This window comes from Flavobacterium soli DSM 19725, from assembly GCF_000422705.1.
GTDB lineage: Bacteria > Bacteroidota > Bacteroidia > Flavobacteriales > Flavobacteriaceae > Flavobacterium > Flavobacterium soli.
This window is the reverse complement of sequence record NZ_AUGO01000003.1, coordinates 384,224-409,315: the sequence shown is the minus strand read 5'-3', so window position 1 is coordinate 409,315 and position 25,092 is coordinate 384,224. Positions and strand designations below refer to the sequence as shown.

Annotated in this window: 15 protein-coding genes; 8 read left to right on the top strand and 7 right to left on the bottom strand. The window is 35.1% G+C overall.

All coding sequences use genetic code 11. The annotated features are described in order from the left end of the window. The first annotated feature begins 64 nt into the window (after positions 1-64). From G508_RS0107190 to G508_RS19500, 4 genes are all read left to right on the top strand, one after another. Positions 65-1,771, top strand: coding sequence for a helix-turn-helix domain-containing protein (locus tag G508_RS0107190; protein WP_026704683.1), 1,707 nt, complete (start codon positions 65-67; stop codon positions 1,769-1,771). 152 nt (positions 1,772-1,923) lie between these two features. Beyond that, positions 1,924-3,987 (top strand): T9SS type A sorting domain-containing protein, encoded by a 2,064-nt coding sequence (locus G508_RS0107185; protein ID WP_026704682.1) that lies wholly within the window; start codon positions 1,924-1,926, stop codon positions 3,985-3,987. A gap of 73 nt (positions 3,988-4,060) precedes the next feature. After that, positions 4,061-5,557 carry a fibronectin type III domain-containing protein gene (locus G508_RS0107180; protein WP_026704681.1) on the top strand — a complete coding sequence of 499 codons (1,497 nt, stop codon included), beginning with the start codon at positions 4,061-4,063 and terminating at the stop codon, positions 5,555-5,557. A 191-nt stretch (positions 5,558-5,748) separates the two neighbouring features. After that, a complete protein-coding gene (locus tag G508_RS19500) occupies positions 5,749-8,937 on the top strand; it encodes a fibronectin type III domain-containing protein (protein WP_051197496.1) in 3,189 nt (1,062 codons plus the stop codon). A gap of 380 nt (positions 8,938-9,317) precedes the next feature. On the opposite strand, the gene G508_RS0107170 is transcribed toward G508_RS19500, so the two are convergent. Then, positions 9,318-11,636, bottom strand: a complete 2,319-nt coding sequence (locus tag G508_RS0107170) for a T9SS type A sorting domain-containing protein (protein WP_026704680.1) — start codon at positions 11,634-11,636, stop codon at positions 9,318-9,320. Positions 11,637-11,758: 122 nt separating this feature from the next. Here G508_RS0107170 and G508_RS0107165 point away from each other — a divergent pair, with 122 nt between their 5' ends. Then, positions 11,759-12,400 carry a hypothetical protein gene (locus tag G508_RS0107165; protein WP_026704679.1) on the top strand — a complete coding sequence of 214 codons (642 nt, stop codon included), beginning with the start codon at positions 11,759-11,761 and terminating at the stop codon, positions 12,398-12,400. Between the two features lie 65 nt (positions 12,401-12,465). Here G508_RS0107165 and G508_RS0107160 read toward each other — a convergent pair whose 3' ends face one another. From G508_RS0107160 to G508_RS0107150, 3 genes are all read right to left on the bottom strand, one after another. Continuing rightward, positions 12,466-16,914, bottom strand: a complete 4,449-nt coding sequence (locus tag G508_RS0107160) for a T9SS-dependent choice-of-anchor J family protein (RefSeq protein WP_026704678.1) — start codon at positions 16,912-16,914, stop codon at positions 12,466-12,468. 312 nt (positions 16,915-17,226) lie between these two features. Beyond that, positions 17,227-17,979 carry a uroporphyrinogen-III synthase gene (locus G508_RS0107155; protein WP_026704677.1) on the bottom strand — a complete coding sequence of 251 codons (753 nt, stop codon included), beginning with the start codon at positions 17,977-17,979 and terminating at the stop codon, positions 17,227-17,229. A gap of 20 nt (positions 17,980-17,999) precedes the next feature. Then, on the bottom strand, positions 18,000-18,665 hold the full coding sequence (locus G508_RS0107150) for a DUF4271 domain-containing protein (RefSeq protein ID WP_026704676.1): 666 nt from the start codon (positions 18,663-18,665) through the stop codon (positions 18,000-18,002). 324 nt (positions 18,666-18,989) lie between these two features. Between G508_RS0107150 and G508_RS0107145 the strand changes: the two genes are divergently transcribed. From G508_RS0107145 to G508_RS18695, 3 genes are read left to right on the top strand one after another with little or no spacing between them, the layout of a single operon-like run. Continuing rightward, complete coding sequence (locus G508_RS0107145) at positions 18,990-19,715, top strand: polyprenol monophosphomannose synthase (RefSeq protein WP_026704675.1); 726 nt, start codon at positions 18,990-18,992, stop codon at positions 19,713-19,715. A gap of 10 nt (positions 19,716-19,725) precedes the next feature. Next, positions 19,726-21,066, top strand: a complete 1,341-nt coding sequence (locus G508_RS0107140) for a dihydroorotase (RefSeq protein ID WP_026704674.1) — start codon at positions 19,726-19,728, stop codon at positions 21,064-21,066. 10 nt (positions 21,067-21,076) lie between these two features. Then, positions 21,077-21,523, top strand: coding sequence for a DUF4296 domain-containing protein (locus G508_RS18695; RefSeq protein ID WP_051197494.1), 447 nt, complete (start codon positions 21,077-21,079; stop codon positions 21,521-21,523). Here G508_RS18695 and G508_RS0107130 read toward each other — a convergent pair. The 3 genes from G508_RS0107130 to G508_RS0107120 all read right to left on the bottom strand — a co-directional run bounded on the left by G508_RS0107130 (position 21,520) and on the right by G508_RS0107120 (position 25,042). Further along, the gene (locus G508_RS0107130) at positions 21,520-22,608 is read right to left on the bottom strand and encodes an NAD-dependent epimerase/dehydratase family protein (protein WP_342662953.1); all 1,089 of its coding nucleotides are present in this window, start codon (positions 22,606-22,608) and stop codon (positions 21,520-21,522) included. The two genes, G508_RS18695 and G508_RS0107130, sit on opposite strands and share 4 nt — an antisense overlap. A gap of 164 nt (positions 22,609-22,772) precedes the next feature. Beyond that, positions 22,773-24,776, bottom strand: a complete 2,004-nt coding sequence (locus tag G508_RS0107125; RefSeq protein WP_026704672.1) for an ATP-binding protein — start codon at positions 24,774-24,776, stop codon at positions 22,773-22,775. 77 nt (positions 24,777-24,853) lie between these two features. Continuing rightward, positions 24,854-25,042 carry a hypothetical protein gene (locus G508_RS0107120; RefSeq protein ID WP_157485898.1) on the bottom strand — a complete coding sequence of 63 codons (189 nt, stop codon included), beginning with the start codon at positions 25,040-25,042 and terminating at the stop codon, positions 24,854-24,856. Between the last annotated feature and the right edge of the window lie 50 nt (positions 25,043-25,092).

Sequence of the window (25,092 nt, the reverse complement as noted above, 5' to 3'; positions counted from 1 at the left end):
TAGCATGGTTTTATTTTTAATTTAGCACACTGTAATCTTCAGGTTTATTTACCAATTTTTCAAGATGCATAAATTTATTTTTTCTATCATATTGCTATTATCTACTAACTTGATTTTTGCTCAAGAATTGAGTGAATCACAAATTAGTAGAATTCGAAGTATTCAGGAACATCTTGTTTCAAATCCTAAAAAAGCTTATGACGAAGCTTTGGAAATTAGTAATTGTAAAAACGAGTTGTTTCGTTTTTATGGTAAATATTACATAGCCAATTATTTTTATAACCAATCAGAGTTTACTCACTCAAAGAAGCTTCTTATTATTCTTATAGAAGGCATAGAAAAAAGCGAGATTGATAAGTCAAGCAAAGTGTATCAAGATTTGATCGGCATGTGTGTTAACAAAATTTTCTATATCCATAAAAATTTAGGAGAGTATGACATGGCATTATTTTATCTTGATAAATATCAAGTGAATTTACCTAACAATCATTTTAACGAACAATATGGTTCAATAAAGGTTGCTATGGGCGATTATGTAAATGGCATTGCTTTGTTAAAGAAAGAATTAAAGACTTCCCATCATTTAAAGTTGGGAGTTGGAGAAAAAAAAGTAATGAACAGAAAATTATTTGCCGATCGATACAACATTATTGGTGAAGCTTATCAAAAATATTATATCCATTTAAGAAAAGCCACACTTCTTGATTCTGCAAATTATTACTTTAATGTTGCTGCAAAAATGATGCTAGAAGATAATTTTCAACCTGAGTATACCAAAGCATTATTAAGTATGCGAGAAGCAAAAAGTGCAGCTTTAGCAGGAAATTACGAAAAGTCTTTGTCTTTATATAGAAATAGAAAGCTGTTTCCTGTTATCCATGATAATATAAGGACCAAACAGTTGTTTGATTTAGGAATGGCCGATTGTTTTCATCATCTAAAGCAAGTTGATTCGGCACTTTTTTATTGTAAGAAGTACGTTGAAAGTTATCAAATAACTAAAGTTTCAAAAGAAAATCTAGTAATGGCATATAACATTATGACACAATGTTACCGTGAAAAAAATGACCATAAAAAGGCTTATCTCTATGCCCAAAAAAGTTTAGAACTAATTCAATCAATAGAAGGAATAAAAAGCAAATCGTTAAACTTTCTCCACAATTATGATTTAGAAATCATAAAAAAAGAATCAAATAAAGTTATCGAATCTAAAAATTATTTTAAGATTTCTCTTTTTAGTATTTTAATAGTTTTAGGTTTTGTCGTTTTCAGTTTTTATTATTATTATAAACTTCAGAAAGAAAAGCATTATCGATTTTTAAAAATTATTCAAAATCTAAAAAAATCACAAGTTTTGGAGGTCAATACTACAAAGAGCAATCAAACGGAAGCACAACCAAAACAAATAATTGACGAAGAGCTTATTGATAAAATAGCAATAGGTTTAAAAAAGTTAGAGCAGAAAGAAACATTTTTAGATCCAAATTTCAAGTTGGCTTTTGTGGCTAAAAAATTGCATACCAATACCGCTTATTTGTCACAATACTTCAATCACGTAATGCAAAAACCCTTTTCAGACTATACACAAGAATTGCGAATTCAATATGTGCTTCAAAAGCTAGTTCGGGTACCTTATTTTCGTAAATATACCTTGCAAGCTATTGCCGAAGAAGTGGGTTATAAAGATGCCAATACTTTTGTTCGTGTTTTTAAAAAGCAAACAGGCCTTTCTCCTAATTATTACATTGAAAAATTAGAAAACATTGAATAAGTGCTTGAAAAACAATAAAATAATGCTCATTTAATCTTCTGATTATTTATAAATAGTCAGATATACAGATTGTTCACGTAGTTCTTATCACATAGTTTTGGGGAAATTTAGCAAAATTAAACTTCATAATAATTTCCTAAAAAACCTAAAATATGATAAAAAGAATTACTTTATTATTCTTTACCACATTTAATATTGTTAATGCACAACAAGCAAAACTTTATTATGTTGATTATAATACAACAATCCATTCACTATCTCTTTCAGGAACGAATGAGAATATTATTAAAACCTCGCTAAAAACTCCAGCCGGGGTTTCGTTTTACAATAATAAATTGTATGCTTCGGATGTGAATCTCACTAATCGAAATTACCGGTTTGAACCAGATGGAAGTCAGACTGAAATTGTTCACGATGGTCTTGATGGTCTAGTTAGTCCAACGAGTGTTGCGGGATATAACAATCAATTGTACTTTTTGGATCAAGAGTTCATTAGAAAATCAGATATTGATGGTAATAATATTGAGATATTGATAAGCAACATTTCTAGCACATCAAGTAAAATAGTAGTGGCAAATAACAAACTTTATTGGGTCGATTCGCAAACTATTAATTGTGCAAATCTTGACGGAACCAATCATCAAGTTCTGACAGATGAGGGAAGTGATTTTAGAGGATTATTTATTGATGGCGGATACATTTATTGGAGTGTAAATAATGCAGGAGCTAGAGTAATAAAAAGGGCTCCTTTGGATTTTTCATCAGAGACGGTTTTAATCAGCTCAGCTGTATCACCCTCAGGATTGTCAATATTAAATGATCTAACGGTATTTGAAAATAAAATATATTGGACAGATACAGGCTTAGATAAAATAATGAGAAGCAATTTAGACGGTACTAATATCCAAACAGTTTATACAATTTCAGGTTTAGCAAATCCTAAAGGAATAACGGCAAATAATGGTTATGTATATTGGTCAGACACTTATATTCAAAACAATAAAATCCATAGGGTTTCGACCAACTCAACTAATTATCAAGTCATTGTAGGCAATGAATTTAGTAGTGTAAGTACTATTGCTATAAGTTCAGAAGAAATGTTTTTGTCTGCTAATTATTTGAAAAAGTTAGATTTAACTTCGAGTGTTTTTTTTACTTTATCTTCAAATGTAGGAGGAATTATAAATGACTTGGAAGCTACAAAATTTGATGAAATTTATTTTTTGATGAATAATTCCACAATATCAAAGTCATCAACAAATAATTACAATCCTTCAACTATTATCAATGCTTCTAGTGATGATTTCACTATTAATTCTTTTGCAATAAATGGAGATTTTATTTACTGGATTGAAAATGGATTAAACACAACCGTTGGTAAAATATACAGAGCAACATTAAGCGGAGAAAATACCACACTTGTCTATACTGCCAATAGTTTATTAACGAATCTGAATGTAAAATACGACAATTTATATTGGTCAAGTTTAAATACGATTAGTAACTCTGATTTGACAGGTGAGAACGTTCAAATCATTCATACTAGCAATGAAGGTGATGTTAGTTCCTTTGCTATTTATTGCAACAAGATATACTATTCTTTAACTCGTTACAATTTTACCTATGGATTGATTTCAATTGAGATAGATGGAACTAATTCTCAGTTAATAAAAAATACTCCAACAGCATTGAATTCTTTGATGGTGTATGATCCACAAAACATTCAAGTTGTTTGCGAAAACAGACAAGTTTTGCCAAATGGCTCGAATCAGTATATTTTACCGGATTATACAGATGATTTTTTACTATTGAATGTAAACTGCTTAAATGATATTTCAATTACACAAAATCCTGAACCAGGTTCAGTTATCACTGAAGACACAAGTGTATTATTGACCGTTTTAGATCAGCAAGGTTTTCAGATAACCGAGTGCCAATTTAATGCCACCTTAAGCAATCTCTCATTAGATCAGAATAATTCAATTAAAGAGTTTGCAATAAGTCCTAATCCTTCAACAGATAAGATAACTATAGTAGCTGAATTTGAATTTGAAACTGTTAATTTATATGATATGTTTGGTAAAAAAACAAAGACAATTACTACAAACGGAAGTAAAAGTTGTACTCTAAACATTGATTCCGCTCCCAATGGTGTTTATGTTGTAGAAGTTATAGGCTTTGAAACAGTAAGTCGCAAAAAAATGATCAAGAATTAATTCGTACTTCTCACCGAAATTTACCACCCTTTTAAAAATTTAGAAAACATACTTATTAGCTTTATTTATAAAAATGAAAAAAATTACTTTTTATTGCTTGTTGGTACTTTTAAGTATAATTACAGAAGCTGCTGCTCAATGTACGAATGGTACAGCATACTCGTCAAATGTATATACACCTATTTACGACAATAATGAATACCAAATTAATGGTAACGCTTACACAGGAAAATATAGGTTGATAAATACCTTATCTACTGCCGTGATTTATAATTTTAGGAGTTCAGAAACCACGGATTACATTACCATTACAGATGCTAATGGTATTCAAGTGTTTGCTAGTGGATTAAGCGGATCAAATGGTATAAATTTTACTCCGCCCTATCCTCAGGTAGTTCGATTTTATGTACACTTAAATGCCCAGTGTGAATCTGATCCTTTTATTAACTCAAGATGGAACTATCTAAAAACTACAATAGTAACGTATCCATGTGATTCACCAAGCAATTTATCGGTTTCTAATATTACCTCAAATTCTGCTAAAGTGAGTTGGAATGAACCAGTGATAGGAACTAATTTTTCATATGAGGTTTATGCCAATACTACTGGAATTGCTCCAACAGCCAATACAAATCCTACTGTATTAGAATCTGTAGGAACAAATGCCCAGTTGACTGGATTAAATTCCAATTCAACTTATTATTACTGGGTACGTAATGACTGTGTAGCCGATGCAGGAATTTGGGTTCCTGGCGGAAGTTTCACTACCACTGTATCGTCAGGTTGCAACAGTGCAACTTATGGTTTGTATCCCGAAAATACTTTTAGTGTGTTGTGCAATGGCACGGTTCAGCAAATTGCAAATAATATATTTGCAGGAAGTTATTCTAATGTATATATAAATAATGGTCAGCAATATACATTTAGCAGTTCCGTTTCTACAGATTTTATAACCATTACTTATCCTACTGGAGCCACTGTTTATGCTTCTGGACAAACCCCTTTAGTATGGATTGGCAACTCGTCAGGAAATATAAGATATTATTTGCACAGCAATGCAAATTGTGGTTCAGAGTCTATATCTAGAGTAAAATCTATCAAATGCGGAGGAGATGTTATTGGCGGATGTACAGATGGAGATCTTTATCCAACAAATACCTATACACCTACCTGCACTGGATCTTTGGAATTGATTGCAAATGATAGCTGGGCTGGAGAATACGCAAATATTAATGTAACTACTAATAAGAACTATACTTTTTCAACCTCTGCAGTTTCTGATTATATAACCATTGTAAATCCAACGGGAAATATTGTTTTGGCAACAGGCGAGTCTCCATTAGTATGGAATTCGGGTACAATGTCAGGTGTTATAAGGTATTTTATACACGCTAATTCTAACTGTGGCACACAGAATATAAATAGACAACGTTATATTCAATGTTCCGCTTCCACAACTTGCGGTTTGCCAACTAATTTATTAGTTTCAAACATTACTGCCAATTCATGTCAATTAGCGTGGACAGCACCCGCTACAGTTCCTAGTTCAGGATATGATATATATATATAGTATCCAATAATGTAGCTCCTGGAGCAACAACAACCCCTACTTATACAAGTTCTACAACTAGTTTAAATGTAATAAATGGATTATCAGCTGGGGTAACTTATTATTATTGGATACGATCCAATTGTAGTTCAGAAAAGAGTAGCTGGGTTTCTGGAGGAAGTTTTACCACAAATAGTATACCTGGTTGTACTGTGGCAACTTATGGTCAATATCCAGAAGCAACTTTCACACCAGCTTGTTCTGGAATAACTGAACAAATTGTAACAAATGCTTATGCAGGCGAATATTCAAACGTAAATATTCAAGCAAATACGCAATATACTTTTTCTAGTTCTACAGCTACAGATTATATTACAATAACAAATGAACAAGGTGGTGTTACTCTTGCTAGCGGAGTTTCGCCTCTAATTTGGTCATCTGGAGGAACCTCTGGAGTTATTCGTTATTATTTTCACACAAACTCTAATTGTGGTTCTCAAAACACAAATAGAATACGATATATTCAATGTGTTGCTACACAAAGTTGCGGTTTGCCAACCAATTTAGCGGTTTCAAACATCACTTCTAATTCTTGCAGATTTACTTGGAATGCACCAACACCAGCTGCCAGTTCTTATGATATCTATGTGAGTTCAAACAATACTGCTCCTGTAACTTCAACTGCAGCTTCCCTAACTAGTAATAGCAATATTGTTGGAGCGGCAAGTGGATTATTATCTGCTACAACATATTATTATTGGGTTCGTTCTAATTGTAATGGAACGAAAAGTGCTTGGGTACCAGGAGGTAGTTTCACAACTATTGCCACTTTAAATTGCAATGGTGCAATATATGGTTTATTTCCAGAAGCAACCTATACGCCAAATTGTTCAGGACAAACAGAACAAATTACTACAGATGCTTGGGCAGGTGAATATTCAAACGTAAATATTCTAGCAAACAATCAATATACCTTTACTAGCTCTGTTGTTACTGATTATATAACCATCACAAACGCTTCTGGAACAGCCGTTTATGCTAGTGGCACAGCACCATTGGTTTGGAACTCTAATGCAACATCTGGTGTTATTAGATACCACCTCAACAGCAATGCAAATTGTGGCGTTCAAAATAGCGTTAGAACAAAATATATTCAATGTACGTCATTATCAAGTTGTGGATTGCCAACTAATTTATCCGTTTCAAATATCACTTCTAATTCTTGTCGATTATTTTGGAATGCTCCAACACCCGCTGCGAATTCTTATGATATCTACTTAAGCACGAGCAATTCTACTCCTCAAACCACAACAAATGCTACTCAAACTAGCGTTCCCAATCTTGTACAATCTTTAAGTGGCTTAACTGCTTCAACTACTTATTACTATTGGGTACGTTCAAATTGTAATGGCACTAAAAGTGCTTGGGTTTCAGGCGGAAGTTTTACTACCATTTCTTACTTAAATTGTAATGGTGCAACTTATGGCTTGTATCCAAATTCAACCTTTATACCAACATGTACGGGAAGTGCTGAACAAATTACTACAGCTGCTTATGCGGGAGAATATTCTAATGTAAATATATTGGCAAATAAGCAATATACCTTTACAAGTTCAATCGCAACAGATTACATTACCATTACTAATGCAACTGGAACAACACTCTTGGCAAGTGGAGTTACACCATTAGTTTGGAATTCAAATACTACATCGGGAATAATAAGATATCACATTCATACAAATGCAAATTGTGGCACTCAGAACTCGGACAGAGTACGTTCTGTAAAATGCCAGAATGCATCTTCTTGTAACCCTCCAACTAATTTTGGAAGTGAAGTTCTCTCTTCAACATCTGCTGTAATTGGTTGGATACCTTCCACTTCAGCACCAAATGGAGGCTATTTATATGTGTATAATACTAGTCCAACGATAGGAGGTATGGATGGAAGTACTTTCTCTACAACTGCAGATCTAACGGATTTAGCTCCTGGTACTACTTATTATTGGTGGGTTGCCTCAAATTGTGTGACGAGTCAAAGCGATTGGGCTTTTGGTGGTTCTTTTACAACGCTTTCTGAAGCAACGGGTTGTTGGCAAACAATTAGTGCTGGAACAACTCATACACTTGGTGTTAAAGCTGATGGAACGCTTTGGGCATGGGGAAATAATGGTTATGGTCAAATTGGGGATGGTACACTTATAAGTAAGCAATTGCCAACCCAGATCGGAACAAGTTCTGATTGGCAAGAAATTGCAGCCGGGGAATATTACTCTCTAGCTATAAAAACAAATGGAACACTTTGGGCATGGGGAAATAATATCTATGGACAATTGGGCGACGGAACAACCGTTAATAAAAATACTCCGGTTCAAATAGGTACAGCTTCAAATTGGCAAAGTGTTAGAGCAGGAGGTTTCCATACACTGGCAATAAAAACAAACGGAACACTTTGGGGCTGGGGTAAAAATACATCCGGACAATTAGGTGATGGAACTACCATTACTAAAGTAGTACCAACACAAATTGGAACAGCTACAAATTGGCAAAGTGTTGCTGTTGGTTTTGATTTTTCTCTTGCTATAAAAGCAAATGGCACACTTTGGTCTTGGGGTGCTAATGGATTTGGTCAGTTGGGAGATGGCACAACAATTGGAAAAATTGTACCAATTCAAATAATGCTTGGAGATAATTGGAGCAATACAGAATGGGGTAATGTTGCGGCAGGATACAACCATTCAGTTGCTAGAATGACAAACGGAATCCTTTTTACGTGGGGAAATAATACTTATGGACAATTAGGAGATTCAACTAATATCGACAAAACCTCACCAAATCCAGTTAATGATCAGGTTCAAAGTATTGATGCAGGAAAGAATAATACAATCGGAATTACAGAATTTGGAAATATTATTAGTTGTGGAGAAAATTCATTTGGTCAATTAGGCGGAGGAAACACAAATAATACTAATTCGTTTATGTATTCAAATTCAACCGACAATCAAATGGTTTCTACGGGAGGATACCATACTTTTTCTATTAATGTAGATGGTTTTCTTTCTGCTTGTGGTGTAAACGATTCAGGTCAATTGGGTAATAATTCAACCAGCAATAGCAGTAACTTTATATTTATCAATTGCCCAACAAGTAACTTATCTGTCGAAGATTTTATAAAAGCTGAAATGAACTTTTATCCGAACCCAGTGAATGACATCTTGAACATTTCGTTTGAACATGGGATTTCTGCTGTAGTAGTTTACAATTTATTGGGTCAGGAAGTATTCTCGAAACCATTTAATTCAAATGAAGTTTCAATTAATATGTCCAATTTAGCATCTGGAACTTACTTAGTGAAAGTTAATGCTGGTGATGCAGTAAAAACCGTAAAAATCATAAAACAGTAATTTGTTTTTAATCAGTATGAGTTTACACATAAAGTATTGGTACTATACTATTTCGACGAAAGTCTTTTAACTATAAAATCCCGTTTAGCAATAAACGGGATTTTTTTATCCTTTTGGGATTTTTTAAAATACAAATTGTAGAGATGTATACTTTTGTAAGATGTTTTTAAATTTTTAATAGCGGAAAGAACAATGTAAGTAGCGGAATGGATAATGTAAGTATCGAAATGGACAATTACTCTTGATAAGCAAATATTTACTTTAGGATATTTGTAGTTGCATTATAAAACAACTGGAGATTTTAATATGAAAGGATTATAAACAAAAAATCCCTTCTCCGTTGGTAACAAGAAGGGATTTTTATTTCGATTAAACGGTTTTTACTCCTTTAGAATCTTAAACACCTTTTCGCCTTGAGCGGAAACAACTTTCACAATATACATCCCAGTTGAAAGTCCAGAAAAATCAAGTATAGTACTAATGCCATTTCCAGTTTTGCTGAGCATTGTTTTCCCTAAAATATCATGTACTGTAACAGTTTCAACAGTAGAATTATTTGAAACAATATTCAGCAGATTCTTCACCGGATTTGGATATACTTTTAATTCATCACCAGTAAAATCATCGGTGTTCAAGAATGCCACAAACTCCGAATAGGTAGTATTGGTTATAATAGCTGGGTTGAAGTCAAAATAAATTGAAGCAGTATTCTCGATGATATCGCCAACGGCATAACCTGTTTTTGGTTTCACCTTGAAGGCGATATAACCATGACCAGTTTGCGTGTTAGGTACTGATGGTGGCAACTGGATGTTATTGAAGGTCCAAACAAGTTCAGAACCTATTCTTTCCAACAAATAATCATGGCTGGCTCCAATCATTCTCATAGAATCTTCATCCAATTTGTTATCCAAAACATCGGTTACTTTTACCGTAAAGGCATTTGCAGTACCGGTATTTTCAAAACGGATGGTATAATTTAAATAATCGTTTTGAGTAAAGAAATCATGGATTATTTCTCCATTATGGTTTTCTGCTTTGTCATTCGGGTCATAGGATCCAACGATTGTAGTATTCACAACACTAAAGTTGTTTTCTGGCACAAGATCTCCTTCTACAGATGAGATACTGGCAACGTTACCTACAATATCTCCCAAAGATACTGTCGGGATAGTAGGCATTTGCATCGTGAACATCATAGTCCTGGCTTCAAAAGGTAACAGGTTTGTAAAATTAAACGTAAAACCTTCTGGAGTAAGCGTTATAGCTTCTGGAGAAGTAATCGGAAAATCAATTGTACTCAACAACGAAATACTTCCAGATGGGATGGTTTGGTTACCGTTATTTTTGAAAGTAATGTAATTGACATAAGGAAAACCAGGAGTAGCCGTTGTAGCATTATACATGGCTATGGAAACATCCTGATAAGGAAAAGTTGTTAAAGGAAAATTATAAGTAGTCACACCTGGATTTCCCACAATAGAAACATCCATATAACTAGCAGTTACCAAGTTATAGTAGTTTGCATATTCTGGATAGACTACAAATGTAACATCGTAGGTCATAAAAGGACCACTTTCATATATTATGGGGTCGTTTCCATAAAGTGAGTGAACTGTTTCGCTGTCATTGATGGTATATTGAAAATAACCCAAACTAAAATCTTCTTCGTTGTTGTCCTGTATGCTATTCGCATTTTCATCTATAAAGGCATTAAATTTGAAACCGTCGGGAATGTTTAGTGCCACTCCAGTTTCATCAAATGCTTTGGTATACATTTCAAAACCATTCATAACTCCTGTAATGGCAAACCAATTGTTGATAAATCCGCCATTATTGATGTCTTGTTGCGTTATGTGATAAAATGCGGTTACTTCAGCACTTGCTCCAGCAGCGATAGTTGCTATTGGACTGCCAAAAATAGTTGCCGTATTATTCCATTGTTCAAATTCAACTTCAGCGTTAGTCAATTCACAATCGGTTGGATTGATTATTGTAATCTGATAATCAATAATATCGCCAACGTTCACAATTCCATCGTTATTTAAATCGGAATAAGTTCCTGCTATAGTAGTGTCCATTCCATCTAAATAACCCAAATTATGATAGACAAGTGGGGATGTACAACCAGTGCTATTGGTTACTATAAAAGCATAACCGCCAGGTTGCAAATTGTTTAGGGTGTGTGAAGTGCCGGTTCCTCCAATAGCATCTGGAACAACAACGCCATTATAATACATTGTTAAAGTCCATGGTCCATCTGCAGGTAAATCATTTAAAATAATAGTATCTGTATATGAATAACAATCCGGAGGAGAAAATGTAGGTGCTGGTTGATTGCAAATATTAACGGTGATAGTAGCTGTATCGCAATTGTTTGGAAAATTATTTTGACAAATTTGATAAACAACCGTATAGGTTCCTACTGGAGTTCCTGGGTTTACATAAAGGGCATTTCCCGAAACATAGATACCCTCATTTGTTGAGGATATGTGGGTGATAATTACACCACCATTAATACTATTCCCGTTGAGTGTATCGTTACCAATGAAGATATTCCAGAAATATCCTCCTTGGGATGAATTAATATTGTTAGCAACATCGTCATTTGCCACAATGGGAAGCTGGGCAAAACCTTTGAGATGGCAACATAATCCGAAGATAAAGACTAATACTAGATTTAAGTAGTTTTTTTTCATAATAGGTATTTTGATAATCAAAGATATAGAATTAAAGTTATGGTTTTCATAAAATTTCATACTACAAGTTATTACTATTGATGGAGTTAGTATTTTCGTTTTATGGTTTTTAAAATATAGGTGTGAAGTGGTACTTTTTCGTTTTTATTGTTAGCCTTTCGGCTTATTCACAGCCGTTGTCCTTAAAGATTGATTCAATTTCAGTTGATGACCAAGATCCTGTCGAGCGAATTTTTAAGGTGTATTATCATCTTGAAAATTTAACCGATCAGCCGCTGCTTTTTTTGCATGATACTAGTGGAATAGTTCCAAGTACGGGTGGCTCTGGTACGTATTTTCCTTTTTACAAAATATATGAAAATAATACTTTCCTTGAAATTGGCAGTGTTTTTTCGGGGTGGGATAGTAAACGAATTAACTTTGAAGAGCTAAATATTGATTCTTTAAAGGTGAGGTATCAAAAGAAATTGGACACAGATCAAAACAAGGAAAAATTAATTTCAGACAAGATAATTGAAATAGCTCCAAAAGGAATCAAAAAATTTACAATAGATTTTTATTGGGATCGGAATAGGTATTATCAAAATCAGGATATAGAATATTATTTGGAGGAAGAAGCTGATCATTTTATAGAAATTACAATGGTTATGCAAAAACCAAATCTAGAAACAGAATCACAAGATGTTGATTATGAAAAATTTATTCAAGGTGTTTTTACAAGTAATAAGCAATTGATTGATTTTGGAAAAGAAAAAGAAGATTAAATCATGCCAAATAAAAAGCCTCAGAAAGATAACTTCCAGAGGCTTTTGTCAATCTAAAAAACTAATTATTGCTTGATAACCTTGAATGTTTTTTCGGTGCTATCAGCTGTTACTTTAACTAAATATGTTCCACTGGCTAAAGGAGACATATCAATTTGAGATTGATTTGAAACATTATTCTTGATCAATATTTCCTGACCTAATATGTTGTAAACCGCCACTTTGCTTATGTTTTTATCGTAGGAAAGATTCAAGATATCTTTTACAGGGTTTGGATAATAACGAAAAGCATCGTTGTCAAATGTTGAGGTTGCTAGATTTGCCGACCATACCACGTTGTCAATATACATCGAAACGAAAGGTGAGTCACCAGGATTCAAACGCAATCCGATATAGGAATCAGTTCCTGTGTAGTTCGTGAAATCTACAATGGTTTGTGTCCAAGAATTGGTTACGGTTATGGTTTCTTTTAGGGTAAAAACGGCAGCTTCAGTATTGTTGTTCAATGTTCCAACTTCTATCTGACAAGGAGGTCCGGCTAAATGAACACTCAGTTTATGTGTTCCTGCACTTAGGTTGAGTACTTGCGGCAAAACCAAAATTTGCTCGTCTGTTGGGCCAGAGAGGCCTTTGAAAATATTTGCAGCATTAGGAAGTGAAGCACCATCTATTGGTTTGACCATAATGGCATCAATAGAAGTTTCGGACGAAGGTCCTCTGATGATTTCTGTCCAACATGCCGGAAGCGTATCCACAGCTGTTGTATCAAAATTTTCGTTGATAGCTACTACGGCTCCACAGGTTTCTTCAGCAATCGGTTCCCAAACTACATTGTCAATATAGGCAACTGTATGGAAAGCTGTTGAATTCATGCGAATTGCGATATATTGATCGCTACCACTATAAGAACTAAAATCAATTGCAAAATCTTGATAAGCTGAGGTTGGGGCAACACTTTCTAACGAAGTAAAAGTACCTTCATTGCTGTAGGTGTCCATAGTTCCAACCTGCAATGTAGCACCTGCACCATTTTGCATCATAGCACTAAAAGTAAGTTTATGTGTTCCAGCAGCAGCATTCGAAATTTTTGGAGCAATAACAATCAAATCATCATTTACATTCGAAGTTGCTTTGTAAATCACCATTACATTTGGAGCTGATTGTGCTCCAACACTGCTAGTTTCGATAACGGCTTGCGGATCTAATGTATTGCCACGTTTGATGGCATTCCAGCAGTTAGGAATTGTCGGTGTTGTAGTTGTGTCAAAGTTTTGGCTAAATGCAGTAACGGCAGTACAATCTGTTTTGAAGGTTATAGGTCCAAACCAAGCTCCAAAAGCATCGCCACAAACTGAACGTACCCAAACATTATAAAGCGTTCCGTCTTCCAAATCAGTAAGCGATGCCATCGGGTTGAGATTGGCTGGAACTGGAGTCAATCCATCAGGACTTGTAACGGAAGCTAATGCATGTGCAATTTGCCAAGTGCTTTCATCTCCAGGAGTTTCCCAGATTACTTCGGCACCAATATCGGTAATATCAACTACATCTACACTCAAAAGATGAGCACATTCGGGAATTGGCTCCCAAGCCAAATTGTCGATCAATATGGCGGTATGAACTGATTCGGTATTGATTCTTAATCCGATATAAGTATCTGTTCCTTCATAAGTAGAAAAATCGACTTCATAAAAGGCCATTGTTGTAGTTAGCGCCACGTCTTGCCAAGGTGTGAATACAGCATCAGGATTGTTGCTGTCCAAGGTTCCGATTTGCAACTCACCAATAAAATTTCTATAGTTTGCATGGAAAGTCAATCGATGTGTTCCTGCACTTAGGTTCGAGAGTTGTGGCGTTATCATGATCATATCATCATAGGCACCAGAAGTTCCTTTGTAGATGCTTCCCACTTGGGTGCCACTCACGGCTAATTCAGCAGGAACGGGTGTGGTTTCTACAACAGCATAGTCTACCAATGTTGGACCTCTTAGAATTTTAGACCAGCAACTTGGCAAGGCAGGCGTTATAGTGCCATCAAAGTTTTCACTTAATTCAGTAAATGCTGTACAATCTGTTTTGAATGTTACAGGAAGGGACCATTGTCCGTTTCCTGCCTCTCCACACATGGTTCTCACCCATACTTTATATTCGGTGTTTTCGAGAAGTTCGGTCAAGTTTCCACTTGCAATCATTGCATCCTCGTCTAATGTAGTAGTGGTGAAAAGGGTTTGCGTTTCAGGATCGGTTGCAGTGACGGGTCCATATGCAATTTGCCAAAGGCTTTCTCCGTCATTTGCTGTCCAGCTTACGGTTGCAGTAGTAATTTCGATATCAGAAATACTAACTACACCTGTATCAGGACAGGCAGGAATTGGTTCCCAAACGATATCGTCTATGTAAATAGTAGAGCTTGGGCTAGAAGCATTCATTCGGATACCTATAAAAGTTTCTAATATTCCTTCGTATGTGTCAAATTCAACGATATGTTCAGACATGTCAGTAGAGGATGTAAATGTTGCTACTACTGTCATTTCATCAGATGTTTTATTGTTTCCCAAAACCACAACTTGTATATCATCTTCCGAAGAACCTCCAGAATAGGAACGGAATTTAAAACGATGTGTTCCAGCTCCCAAGTTAGAAAGTTTAGGTGTTACCAAAATGATATCATCTTGTCCATCCGTGTCAGAATAACCACTTCCGAGACTGGCTGCATTTGGATCGGAGAATGAAACCCAATCAATTCCAGCAATATAAACAGTAGGATTTCCTAAAGTTGGTCCGCTGATGATACTCGACCAACATTGTGGAAGTTCTGTAGAAGCATCAAAGTTTTCGTTTAGAGTATCAACTCCAACACATTCGCTTTTGAAGGTTTTTGGACCAATCCAGTGCCCATTTCCTTCTGTGCAAATGGAGCGAACCCAAACTTTATATTCAGTATCAGGAGCTAATCCTGTTAATTCTTTAGTTCCTTCATCTGTTGCAACGATAGTTCCTGTATTTGGATCAGTAACAGTCAATACACCATACGAAACCTCATAGCTTTCACCAACATCGTTACTCCAGGATACAGTAGCCGTATTTTCAGTAATAGAAAGTGGGTCGATTTCAATGGTTGCTAGATCAATATCTGGGCAAGGAGGGATGGGTTCCCATTTTACATCATCAATCCATACGATAGATCCCCAATCTGTGGCATCAAGCTTAAATCCAATGTATTTGTCTGTTCCTTCATATGAAGTAAAGTCAACTACATAGTCCGTATTGTCAAAAGAGCTTTCAGTGTCAATTTCAAAGAAATCAGTGTAGGTTGCTTCAGGAGTATTTTCACTCAAAGTAACAATTTGCAATTTTATTGGTGATCCACCTCCGCCAGTATCTCTAGCGGAAAATTTCAATCGATGAGTTGCTGCATTTAGATTTGATATTTCTGGGGAAATCAAAAGTATCTCGTCAGACTCATGAGCGTCGTTACCATTGCTTAATCTTGCAATGTAAGGTTCATAATCGGTAATTTCGACATTCGCAAATTCATTAATTTCTGGTCCCTTTACTATTTTTTTCCAGCAGTAAGGAAGTGCTGGAGCCAGTCCAGAAAAGTCTTCAAAAACTTCAGTTGCGGGAAGACAAACCGTTACAAAAGAATACATGGATGACCACGGACTAAAGATTCCATTCTCACAAATGCTTCGGACCCATATATAATGAGTTGAACCTGCTTCTAGGTTAGTCAAATCGATGCTGTTTCCAGTTGTGATGCTTCCCGATGGCTCTATGATATCACTAGGTTGCGAAGAATTTGTAGAAATAAAATACTGGCTACCACCAGTTGGTGCATTCACAGGAGCATTCCAGGTTATTGTGGCCGTTTCAGTTCCAATGGTAAGGGCTTGAACATTAAATGGAGTAGGGCAAGTCTGTGTAATTCCTTCAAAAATAATATTAGGATAATGTGGCACAGCATAGCCCGATGGAGGATTAGCCGGATTAGGATTCATATCCTCAAAATGTGAAGTCGTCAGCAACGAAGTGCCAGGCAAGCCAACACTATTGTAAAACTCGTCATAGTTGCTATCATTACCCGGATGATTTTCCTTTACAGCAACCACCAAGTTGTCCGTTCCGTTATAGACAAAACCTTCATTAAACGGAATTTCTATCCATCCTGATTCAGGAATTTCAAGTCCGCCTGTATATACCAATGTCAAATCATTCAACGACACCCAGTCACCACCTTCAAAAGCATTTTTTGTAGTATGGGCCAAATAAACAGTCACATCCTGACTGTTTTCTAAATTGTCAACACCCGTAAAATGCCATTTCAAAGAAGTAATCGTTCCTGAAGCATTCATGTCCGAAGCCCGATAAATCGTTTGAGAATAGGTGTATAGGGTAACAGGTTCAAAAGGTAGCCCAGCATACATAGTAGTGCCGTTACCAATGGGTACCTGAGAAAATCCTAAGAAAACTGATGCAAATAGCAGTAGCAAACTAAAAGTAATTTTTTTCATCAATATTAATTTTTTGGTTAAAAGGTGGTTAATAAAAATTTTTGCCGAATAAATTTCAGAGTTTACAAAAATTCTTTACCAAAGTTGCATTAAATTAACACGTATGATCAAATATACCCCCCTAATTAATGTGACATAAAAACAGAAATAAAGTGACTTTTCTTTGTTTACAAGGGTTTCAAGGTGGTTCTTTGGGTTTTGTCCATTATTTATTCCGTAGGATTAAAAATGAAGGGAGAAATGAAAATAGTAAGGTACAAAAAAAAGAGCCTTACAAATTGCAAGACTCTTGTTATACTCAAAAGGAAGTTTTTATTTTGTCTCCTTATTTACTTTCGCAATATATTTTTCCAATGCCATTGTCATCGAAGGTGCTTCTGGAGAAGGCGCCATAATATCCACTCTCAAACCGTGATCAAGAGCTTCTTTTTGAGTCGTACTTCCAAAAACAGCAATTCTTGTATTATTTTGCTGAAAATCAGGGAAATTCATAAACAATGATTTTATTCCTGTAGGACTAAAAAACGCCAAAACATCATAATAAACATCTGCCAAGTCAGACAAATCGCTCATTACCGTTTTATACAAAGTGGCAACGGTCCAATCCACTTTTAAATTATTCAAAGTTTGAGGAGCATCTGCATTTAATTGATCCGAAGCAGGTAATAAAAACTTCTCGTCTTTATATTTTTTAATCAAAGGTGCCATATCTGCAAAGTCTTTCTGACCTACATATATTTTACGTTTTCTATACACCACATATTTTTGAAGGTAAAAAGCAACAGCTTCCGACTGGCAAAAATATTTTAAATCTTCAGGAACTTTATATCGCATTTCATCCGCCACTCTAAAAAAGTGATCGACTGAATTCTTGCTCGTTAAGATGATTGCACTATAGTGATTAAGGTCGATTTTTTGAAGTCGAACATCCTTTGCACTAACGCCTTCAACGTGTATAAAAGGCCTGAAATCAATTTTTACTTTATGCTTTTGTTGTAACTCAAAGTAAGGTGAATTTTCTACTTTAGGCTCCGGTTGCGACACCAAAATTGTTTTCACTTTCATATTTGATATTTTCTAATGCTCTAACTTCTAGTAAACCAATAATACAAGAAATAGTAAGGTGCTATTTCAAGACCGCAAAGATATAAAATAAAATAAAACAACTTACCGATAATTAGATTTTGATAGATTTTTAAGGAATTCAAATAAGTTAGCAGATTTCCTACCAAAACAATAGCGATAATTACATAAATTACCATTATTGATACATTATTATTATAAAACAAAAAGACATTAACAGGTAGCAACAGTAAAGAGATATAAGTTCTATAGTTAACTTTTTGTAAATTATATTGTTCAACAAACTCCTCCATCCCAAAAGAGGTCGAGATAATCTTCTCAATCAAAAATTTTGATAAGATAAAAACCCCAATCAACGTGATAATTTGAATATAAATCAGCCAATCAGCTTTTGAAACATAGCCAAAATAAGCCAATAACAATTGTGCGAAAAAAGCCAACGAAATCAACTGCACCACAAAAAGTGCAATATTAAACCAGCTCATCAAATGCGAACTGTCTTTGTAGATTTTATTGTATTTGTCCGAAAAAAGCAACCTCGAAAAATCGCTAAATCTACTCTCAAAAGTAGATCGCGTCACTGCAATCAGCACAAAACAAAGCACGAACAAAACCGTAGCCCAATCCCTACTTTCCACAACCCGTTCCTGTAAAACAACATCCATCATAGTCCCGCAAAGATAACAATTCAGCAACCAAATTCAACTGCAATAAAAAATTTCAATCGCAATAATTTGGAGCGAATCGTTTGAGCATTTTCGCCCCGAAGCTTCGGGGGTTGTTCCCGCTTTCCGTTACAATCTTTTGTTCTGTCCCGAAGCTTCTGGACCAGAACAAAAAGGATTTCCACTTCAATCGGGGCTAGAAAACAATCATTTTCCCTTCAGAATCATTCCCACATTGCGAAATCACATCAAAATCAAAATTATTATAATTTAATTAAGACCTGACGTCCATAAAAAGTTTATTTTTGCGTGGAAATTTAAGAGTTTATGAACGACGGTATTGTTATAATCCCTACCTATAACGAGATTGAAAACATCGAGAGCATTATTAGAGCAGTGTTTTCACTACACAAACCCTTTCATATACTCATAATTGACGATAATTCGCCAGACAAAACCGCCAAGAAAGTAATTGAACTCCAAGACGAATTCCCTGATCGATTGTTTCTCGAACAAAGAGAAAAAAAATCAGGACTAGGAACCGCTTATGTTCACGGATTCAAATGGGCCTTGGCAAACAAATACAATTATATATTCGAGATGGATGCCGATTTTTCGCACAATCCACACGACTTAGAGCGACTTTATGACGCCTGCCATTTCGGAAGAGCCGATGTTGCCATTGGTTCACGATACATCACAGGAGTAAATGTAGTCAACTGGCCACTGAGCCGAGTTTTGCTTTCCTATTTTGCATCCGTCTATGTGCGATTGATTACCGGAATGAAAATTCAGGATGCAACAGCGGGATTTATGTGCTACAAACGCCAGGTCTTGGAAACCATCAACCTTGATAAAATAAAATTCATCGGTTATGCTTTCCAGATTGAAATGAAATATAGGGCTTACGCCAAAAAAATTGAAATCATCGAAGTCCCGATTATTTTTACAGACAGGGCAAAAGGACAATCCAAGATGAGCGGCTCCATTATAAAAGAAGCCGTTTTGGGAGTAATTTCTCTAAGAATACGACAGTTATTTAATCGATTATAGAAAAAGAAAAATGAACAGGGTTTTAATTAAGAATGCCAAAATCGTAAACGAGGGAACTATTTTTGAAGGAGATTTGTTGATCGAAGACAAATTTATCGTCGAGATAGCCGAAAGTATAAGTGCCAAATCATCTACCACAAAAATCATCGATGCCGAAGGAAATTATTTAATTCCAGGTGCCATCGACGATCAAGTGCATTTTAGAGAACCAGGATTGACCCACAAAGGAAACATCGCCTCTGAATCCAGAGCCGCTGTTGCCGGAGGAATTACCTCTTTCATCGAACAACCTAATACGGTTCCAAATGCCGTTACTCAGGAATTATTAGAACAAAAATATCAGATTGCTTCCGAAACATCGTTTGCCAACTATTCTTTTATGATGGGAGGAACAAACGACAACTTAGAAGAAGTACTGAAAACCAATCCGAAAAATGTTGCTGGAATAAAACTGTTTCTAGGCTCTTCCACAGGAAACATGTTGGTAGACAATGAAGAAGTTCTAGAAAAAATATTTTCCAGTACACAAATGCTAATTGCAGTTCACTGTGAAGACGAAGCCACAATTAAAGCCAATCTTGAAAAATACAAAGCTGAATATGGTGATGATGTTCCTGCAACAGTTCATCATCTAATTAGAAGTGAGGAAGCTTGTTATCTTTCATCTTCAAAAGCAATTGCACTAGCGAAGAAAACAGGTGCACGTTTACACATCTTTCACCTTTCTACAGCAAAGGAAATGGATTTATTTACAAACAAAATTCCTCTGGAAGAAAAGAAAATCACTGCCGAAGTTTGCATTCATCATTTATGGTTTACGAATGAAGATTATGCAAAAAAAGGTAATTTCATCAAATGGAATCCAGCCGTAAAAACTGAAAAAGACAGGGATGCGCTTTGGGAAGCTTTGCTTGATGACAGAATTGACGTTATTGCCACAGACCATGCTCCACATACTTTAGAAGAAAAAAGTTTGCCTTATTTGCAAGCTCCATCTGGCGGACCATTGGTGCAACATGCAGTAGTGGCGATGTTTGAGGCCCATCATCAAGGAAAAATTTCGGTTGAGAAAATCGTTGAGAAAATGGCCCACAATCCTGCAAAAATCTTCAAGATTGAAAAAAGAGGATTTATCAAGGAAGGTTATTATGCTGATTTGGCAATTGTAAATCCCGGAATGCCTTGGAATGTAAAGAAAGACAATATTCTATACAAATGTGGTTGGTCGCCTTTTGAAGGCTATAACTTTAAATCGAGAATAACGCATACTTTTGTAAACGGGCAATTGGTTTACAACAATTTCAAAGTGAAAGACATACAATGTGGCGAACGCTTGCTTTTTGACAGTTAAAATATAGAAGATGAAAAAGGTTTTATGTTTTTTTACCGCTTTACTCCTACTCTCCAGTTGTCAGCAAACAGCTGTTGAGAAACCCGATAATCTTATTGATGAAGAGGTGATGGAAAACATTCTCTATGATCTGGCGGTTTTGGAATCTATAAAATCCAACAACCCTAGTTCATTAGAGAAAAAGAACATCACGCCTTCTACTTATATCTACCAGAAATATGATATCGACAGTTTGCAATTTGTAAGCAGTAATCACTACTATGCTTCTGATGTTCACGAATACATGAAAATGTATCAACGTGTAGAAGAACGCTTAACGGCTGAAAAAAATAAATTCGACACTCTTGTAGCAAATAATACAAAAAAACTGAAACCCAAAAAGCCAAAACCGCTGCAAAATGTGGATTCTATAAAGCGTGGTATTAAACTGAAGGAAAAGCTACAGCAAAAAGACTAGTTTTTATAGTAGCCTGCAATTTCCTTGATATAGTTCTTTATCGGAGTAAATTCAAAACCTATGTCCTGTTTTATTTTTTCATTCGAATATAAATCGGTAGTGTGAAGGGATCTTGCAACTGATCTGGGAAGTTTTCTTTTGGCAAAAAACAAATTGGCACAAATCCAATCCAATCGCCAGGCTATTTCGGTCATCCATTTTTTGGCGTAAGCCGTAGGTTTCTCTACCTTCAAACTTTCGGCAATTTCATTCATCAGGTCTTGAAAGATGATATTTTCGGCAACTAGAATATATTGTTCTCCCGAAAAATTGCCTTTCATCATTTTGTATATAATTTGCACTACATCGGTAACGGCAATGAACCCAGATGAACCTTTGGTATAATATTTTGAGCCTTTTGCAACTTTGTAGAAAATTTTTCCGCTTCCTTCGTTCCAACCTGGAACACTTGGGACTGGCCCTAAAATAACACCTGGATTTACTACAACAACATCCAGACCTTCCTGTTGTCCACGCCAAATTTCCATTTCGGCACCATATTTTGAAATCGCATAATCACTGTGGGGTTTCTCCGGATTCCAATCGGTTTTTTCGGTGATAATTTGTTCATAATCGGGTAAATCTCCCAAAGCAGCAATCGAACTGACATAGGCTAATTTCTTAACCTTTCTATCCAAACAAAAATTGACGATATTGGAAGTTCCTTCGATATTGATTTTCCGAATTTTTTCTTCGTCAAAGGGATTAAAAGAGATGAAAGCTGCACAATGATACACATATTGAATGTTTTCGAATGCAAGTTCCAAAGAAGGGATATCGTTGATATCGCCCTGAATCCAATTGATTTTAGTGAACAACTGCTCTTTTTTGTAAAGTTCAAACAGCGATTTTGTTTTTGCAATGGATTTTTCACTTCTGTAAATAGCCGAAACATCCTCTCCATTTTCGAGTAAATGCAGTATCAAATGCGAACCTACCAAACCTGTTGCTCCTGTAACTAAAACCATAGCGGCAAAGGTAATGAGATAATTGGAAAATTGTGGGATTTGTGAATTGGAAAAAGAGGGTTGGGATATTAATATCATCTTATCAGAAATCTTGTTCATCAATTATGAAGATACTTAAAGTTTAATAAAGGATGCTGAAAATTTATGTTATGATAGTAAAAAGAAGAAATAGTTTGCCAGCTATTGATAGAGTAATATAGTTGAAAACAAGCCAATTTGAAATATAATCAATTAATATACTTTTAAAATACAATTTTTAGAATAGTACCCTCGTTATTTGAAACTATGCTAAGTTCGCCTTTCAAAGCCAATACACGCTGTTTTATATTCTTCAAACCCATTCCCTTAACTTTTCCTGAATCAAAACCGACACCATTGTCCTCAATGTATATTGTAATTTTCTCACCTGTCCTTAGAAACATTATATCAGCATTTTTAGCGTGGGAATATTTATTTATGTTCTGTACGGCTTCTTGTATTATCCTATACATCTGCACCTTACTTTCACTTGTGATTTGTGACCATTCTATAAATTTATCAACATAGAGGTCGAATACAGTGTCGAACTCATTTTTTTGCATCTGAATTAAATCCTGTAAAGCATTTTGAAAAATTTTATCCTCGAATAATAGATTCTCCTGTAGTTCATGTGAAACCTTCCTAATTTCATTTTCAGCCGCAATCAACTCTTGAACCAATTCTTCCTTTCTAGCCTTTTGTTCCGATTGAAGTTGCATCAAGTTGTAACGGGTGGTAAAAACCCTATTTACTATACCGTCATGCAATTCCATAGCAATCCTGTTTCTCTCCTCTACTCTAACCTCATCAGTTTTACTTTTTTGCATCAGCATCAGCTGATAAATTTTTTCGTTGGCCTCATTTTGGTCCTTTATCAGCAAGAGTTCTCTATTTTTTGATTTAAGCCTGTAAATTGTCATGACCGATCCCAATATGAGAATAATAACCAATCCGGCTATTGTAATAATCCTATTCTTCTTTGAAAGAAATGCATTTTTCTTTTCAATCTGATTTGTCTCATAAGCAATCCTAGCAAACTTGTTCTTAGCTATTCTATCGACTTGCTGGAGACTGTCATTAAGTCTAATATAAAGATTATTGTAATAGGTACTATTTAGACTATCAATTGTGGATAACAACTTCAAACTCTTCTTACTGTCATAACTGCTGCTGATTTTTTTTGCCAATTCATATCCTTCTCTAATGTATTCAATACCCTTTTTTGTTTCTTTTTTAAGCAGATAGAATTCTCCAATGCTAATTTTACTGCTTACTATACCCTCTTCAATTTTATTTTCCTCTCTTATTTTTAAAGATTCCAACAATAGTTCTTCAATTTTAGTATGAGTGCTTCCTGTTTTTGATAAAGATTCTGCTAGATTGTTCAATAACATAGCATACAGCCTAGGATGATTTTTCCTAATTCCTTGTGTTTCGATTCCCTTCTGATAGAGTTTGATAGCTTCGGAATATTTTTCTGTTTTTTCATAAAGCCCTCCCAAGTTATTGTAAATAGATGCCCTAGACTTTATAAGTTTATCTGGATTATATTTTTTTTGTTCCAGTATGTCCAACTTTTCCAAGGCCAAGTTAAAATATTTCATGGAATTCGTATAGTCATTAAGCTCCTTAAGATTCAATGCCATCAAGTTGTAACCTTCATACACCAACCTCTCATTTTCTGTGGTATTTAAAAACTCCAATGCCTTCGCTGTTTGAATCTCACTTTCAGTAAAAATACCAGCATCGTATAAGACTCCAGCCTTATAAAGCTTTGTACGACCAGTATTTAATGTGTCTTTAATAATCCCATATAATTTTTCTGCTTTGGAATAGTATTTAAAGGCACTATCGGTGATTCGTTCATTTTCATAATAATCTCCAATATAATATAATGCCTTTGCTGTATATGAAGTGTCGTGTGCTAAAATTGATTGGCTGTATAATTCTTTGGAAGCTTTTAAGTAAGCATCATTTTGATCTAATATGAAATATTCCCTTGCCAATATCGAGATCAATTTCCTGTTTGTAGCATCATTATTTTCAGCTGCCAGCAAATGGTATGCAGTATCAACATATTTCAATTTTATTGCATTTTCTATCGATTCAGAATTAATACTATCAAAATATTTATCAATGTTTATCGTATCAGATTTTTCACTTTTATGGACACAAGCCGTAATCCCTACTAAAAAAACGAAGTACAGGCAGATCTTTAATTTACACATTTTAATGATTGGTAAGTAATCTAACCAAAAATAAATAAAATAACCCAAATAAAATAAATCTATTTGGGTTATTGTTTCTAATCACGGTCTTTATCCTTATCCTTGTCATCGTCTCCGTGCTCAATGGGAGGTGGTGGAGTAGGCACTTGAGGGGTATTGTTATTCTGTATTATTGTTTTGTCGTCTTCGATGCTTTCGGAGGTGCAAGATGTTGTAAAAAGAATTGCTATAAAGCAACAACTCGTAAAAATAAATAGCTTTTTCATAAAAATAAATTTTGTAACTATGAGTATATTCAGCAACTTCCGCAAAATGC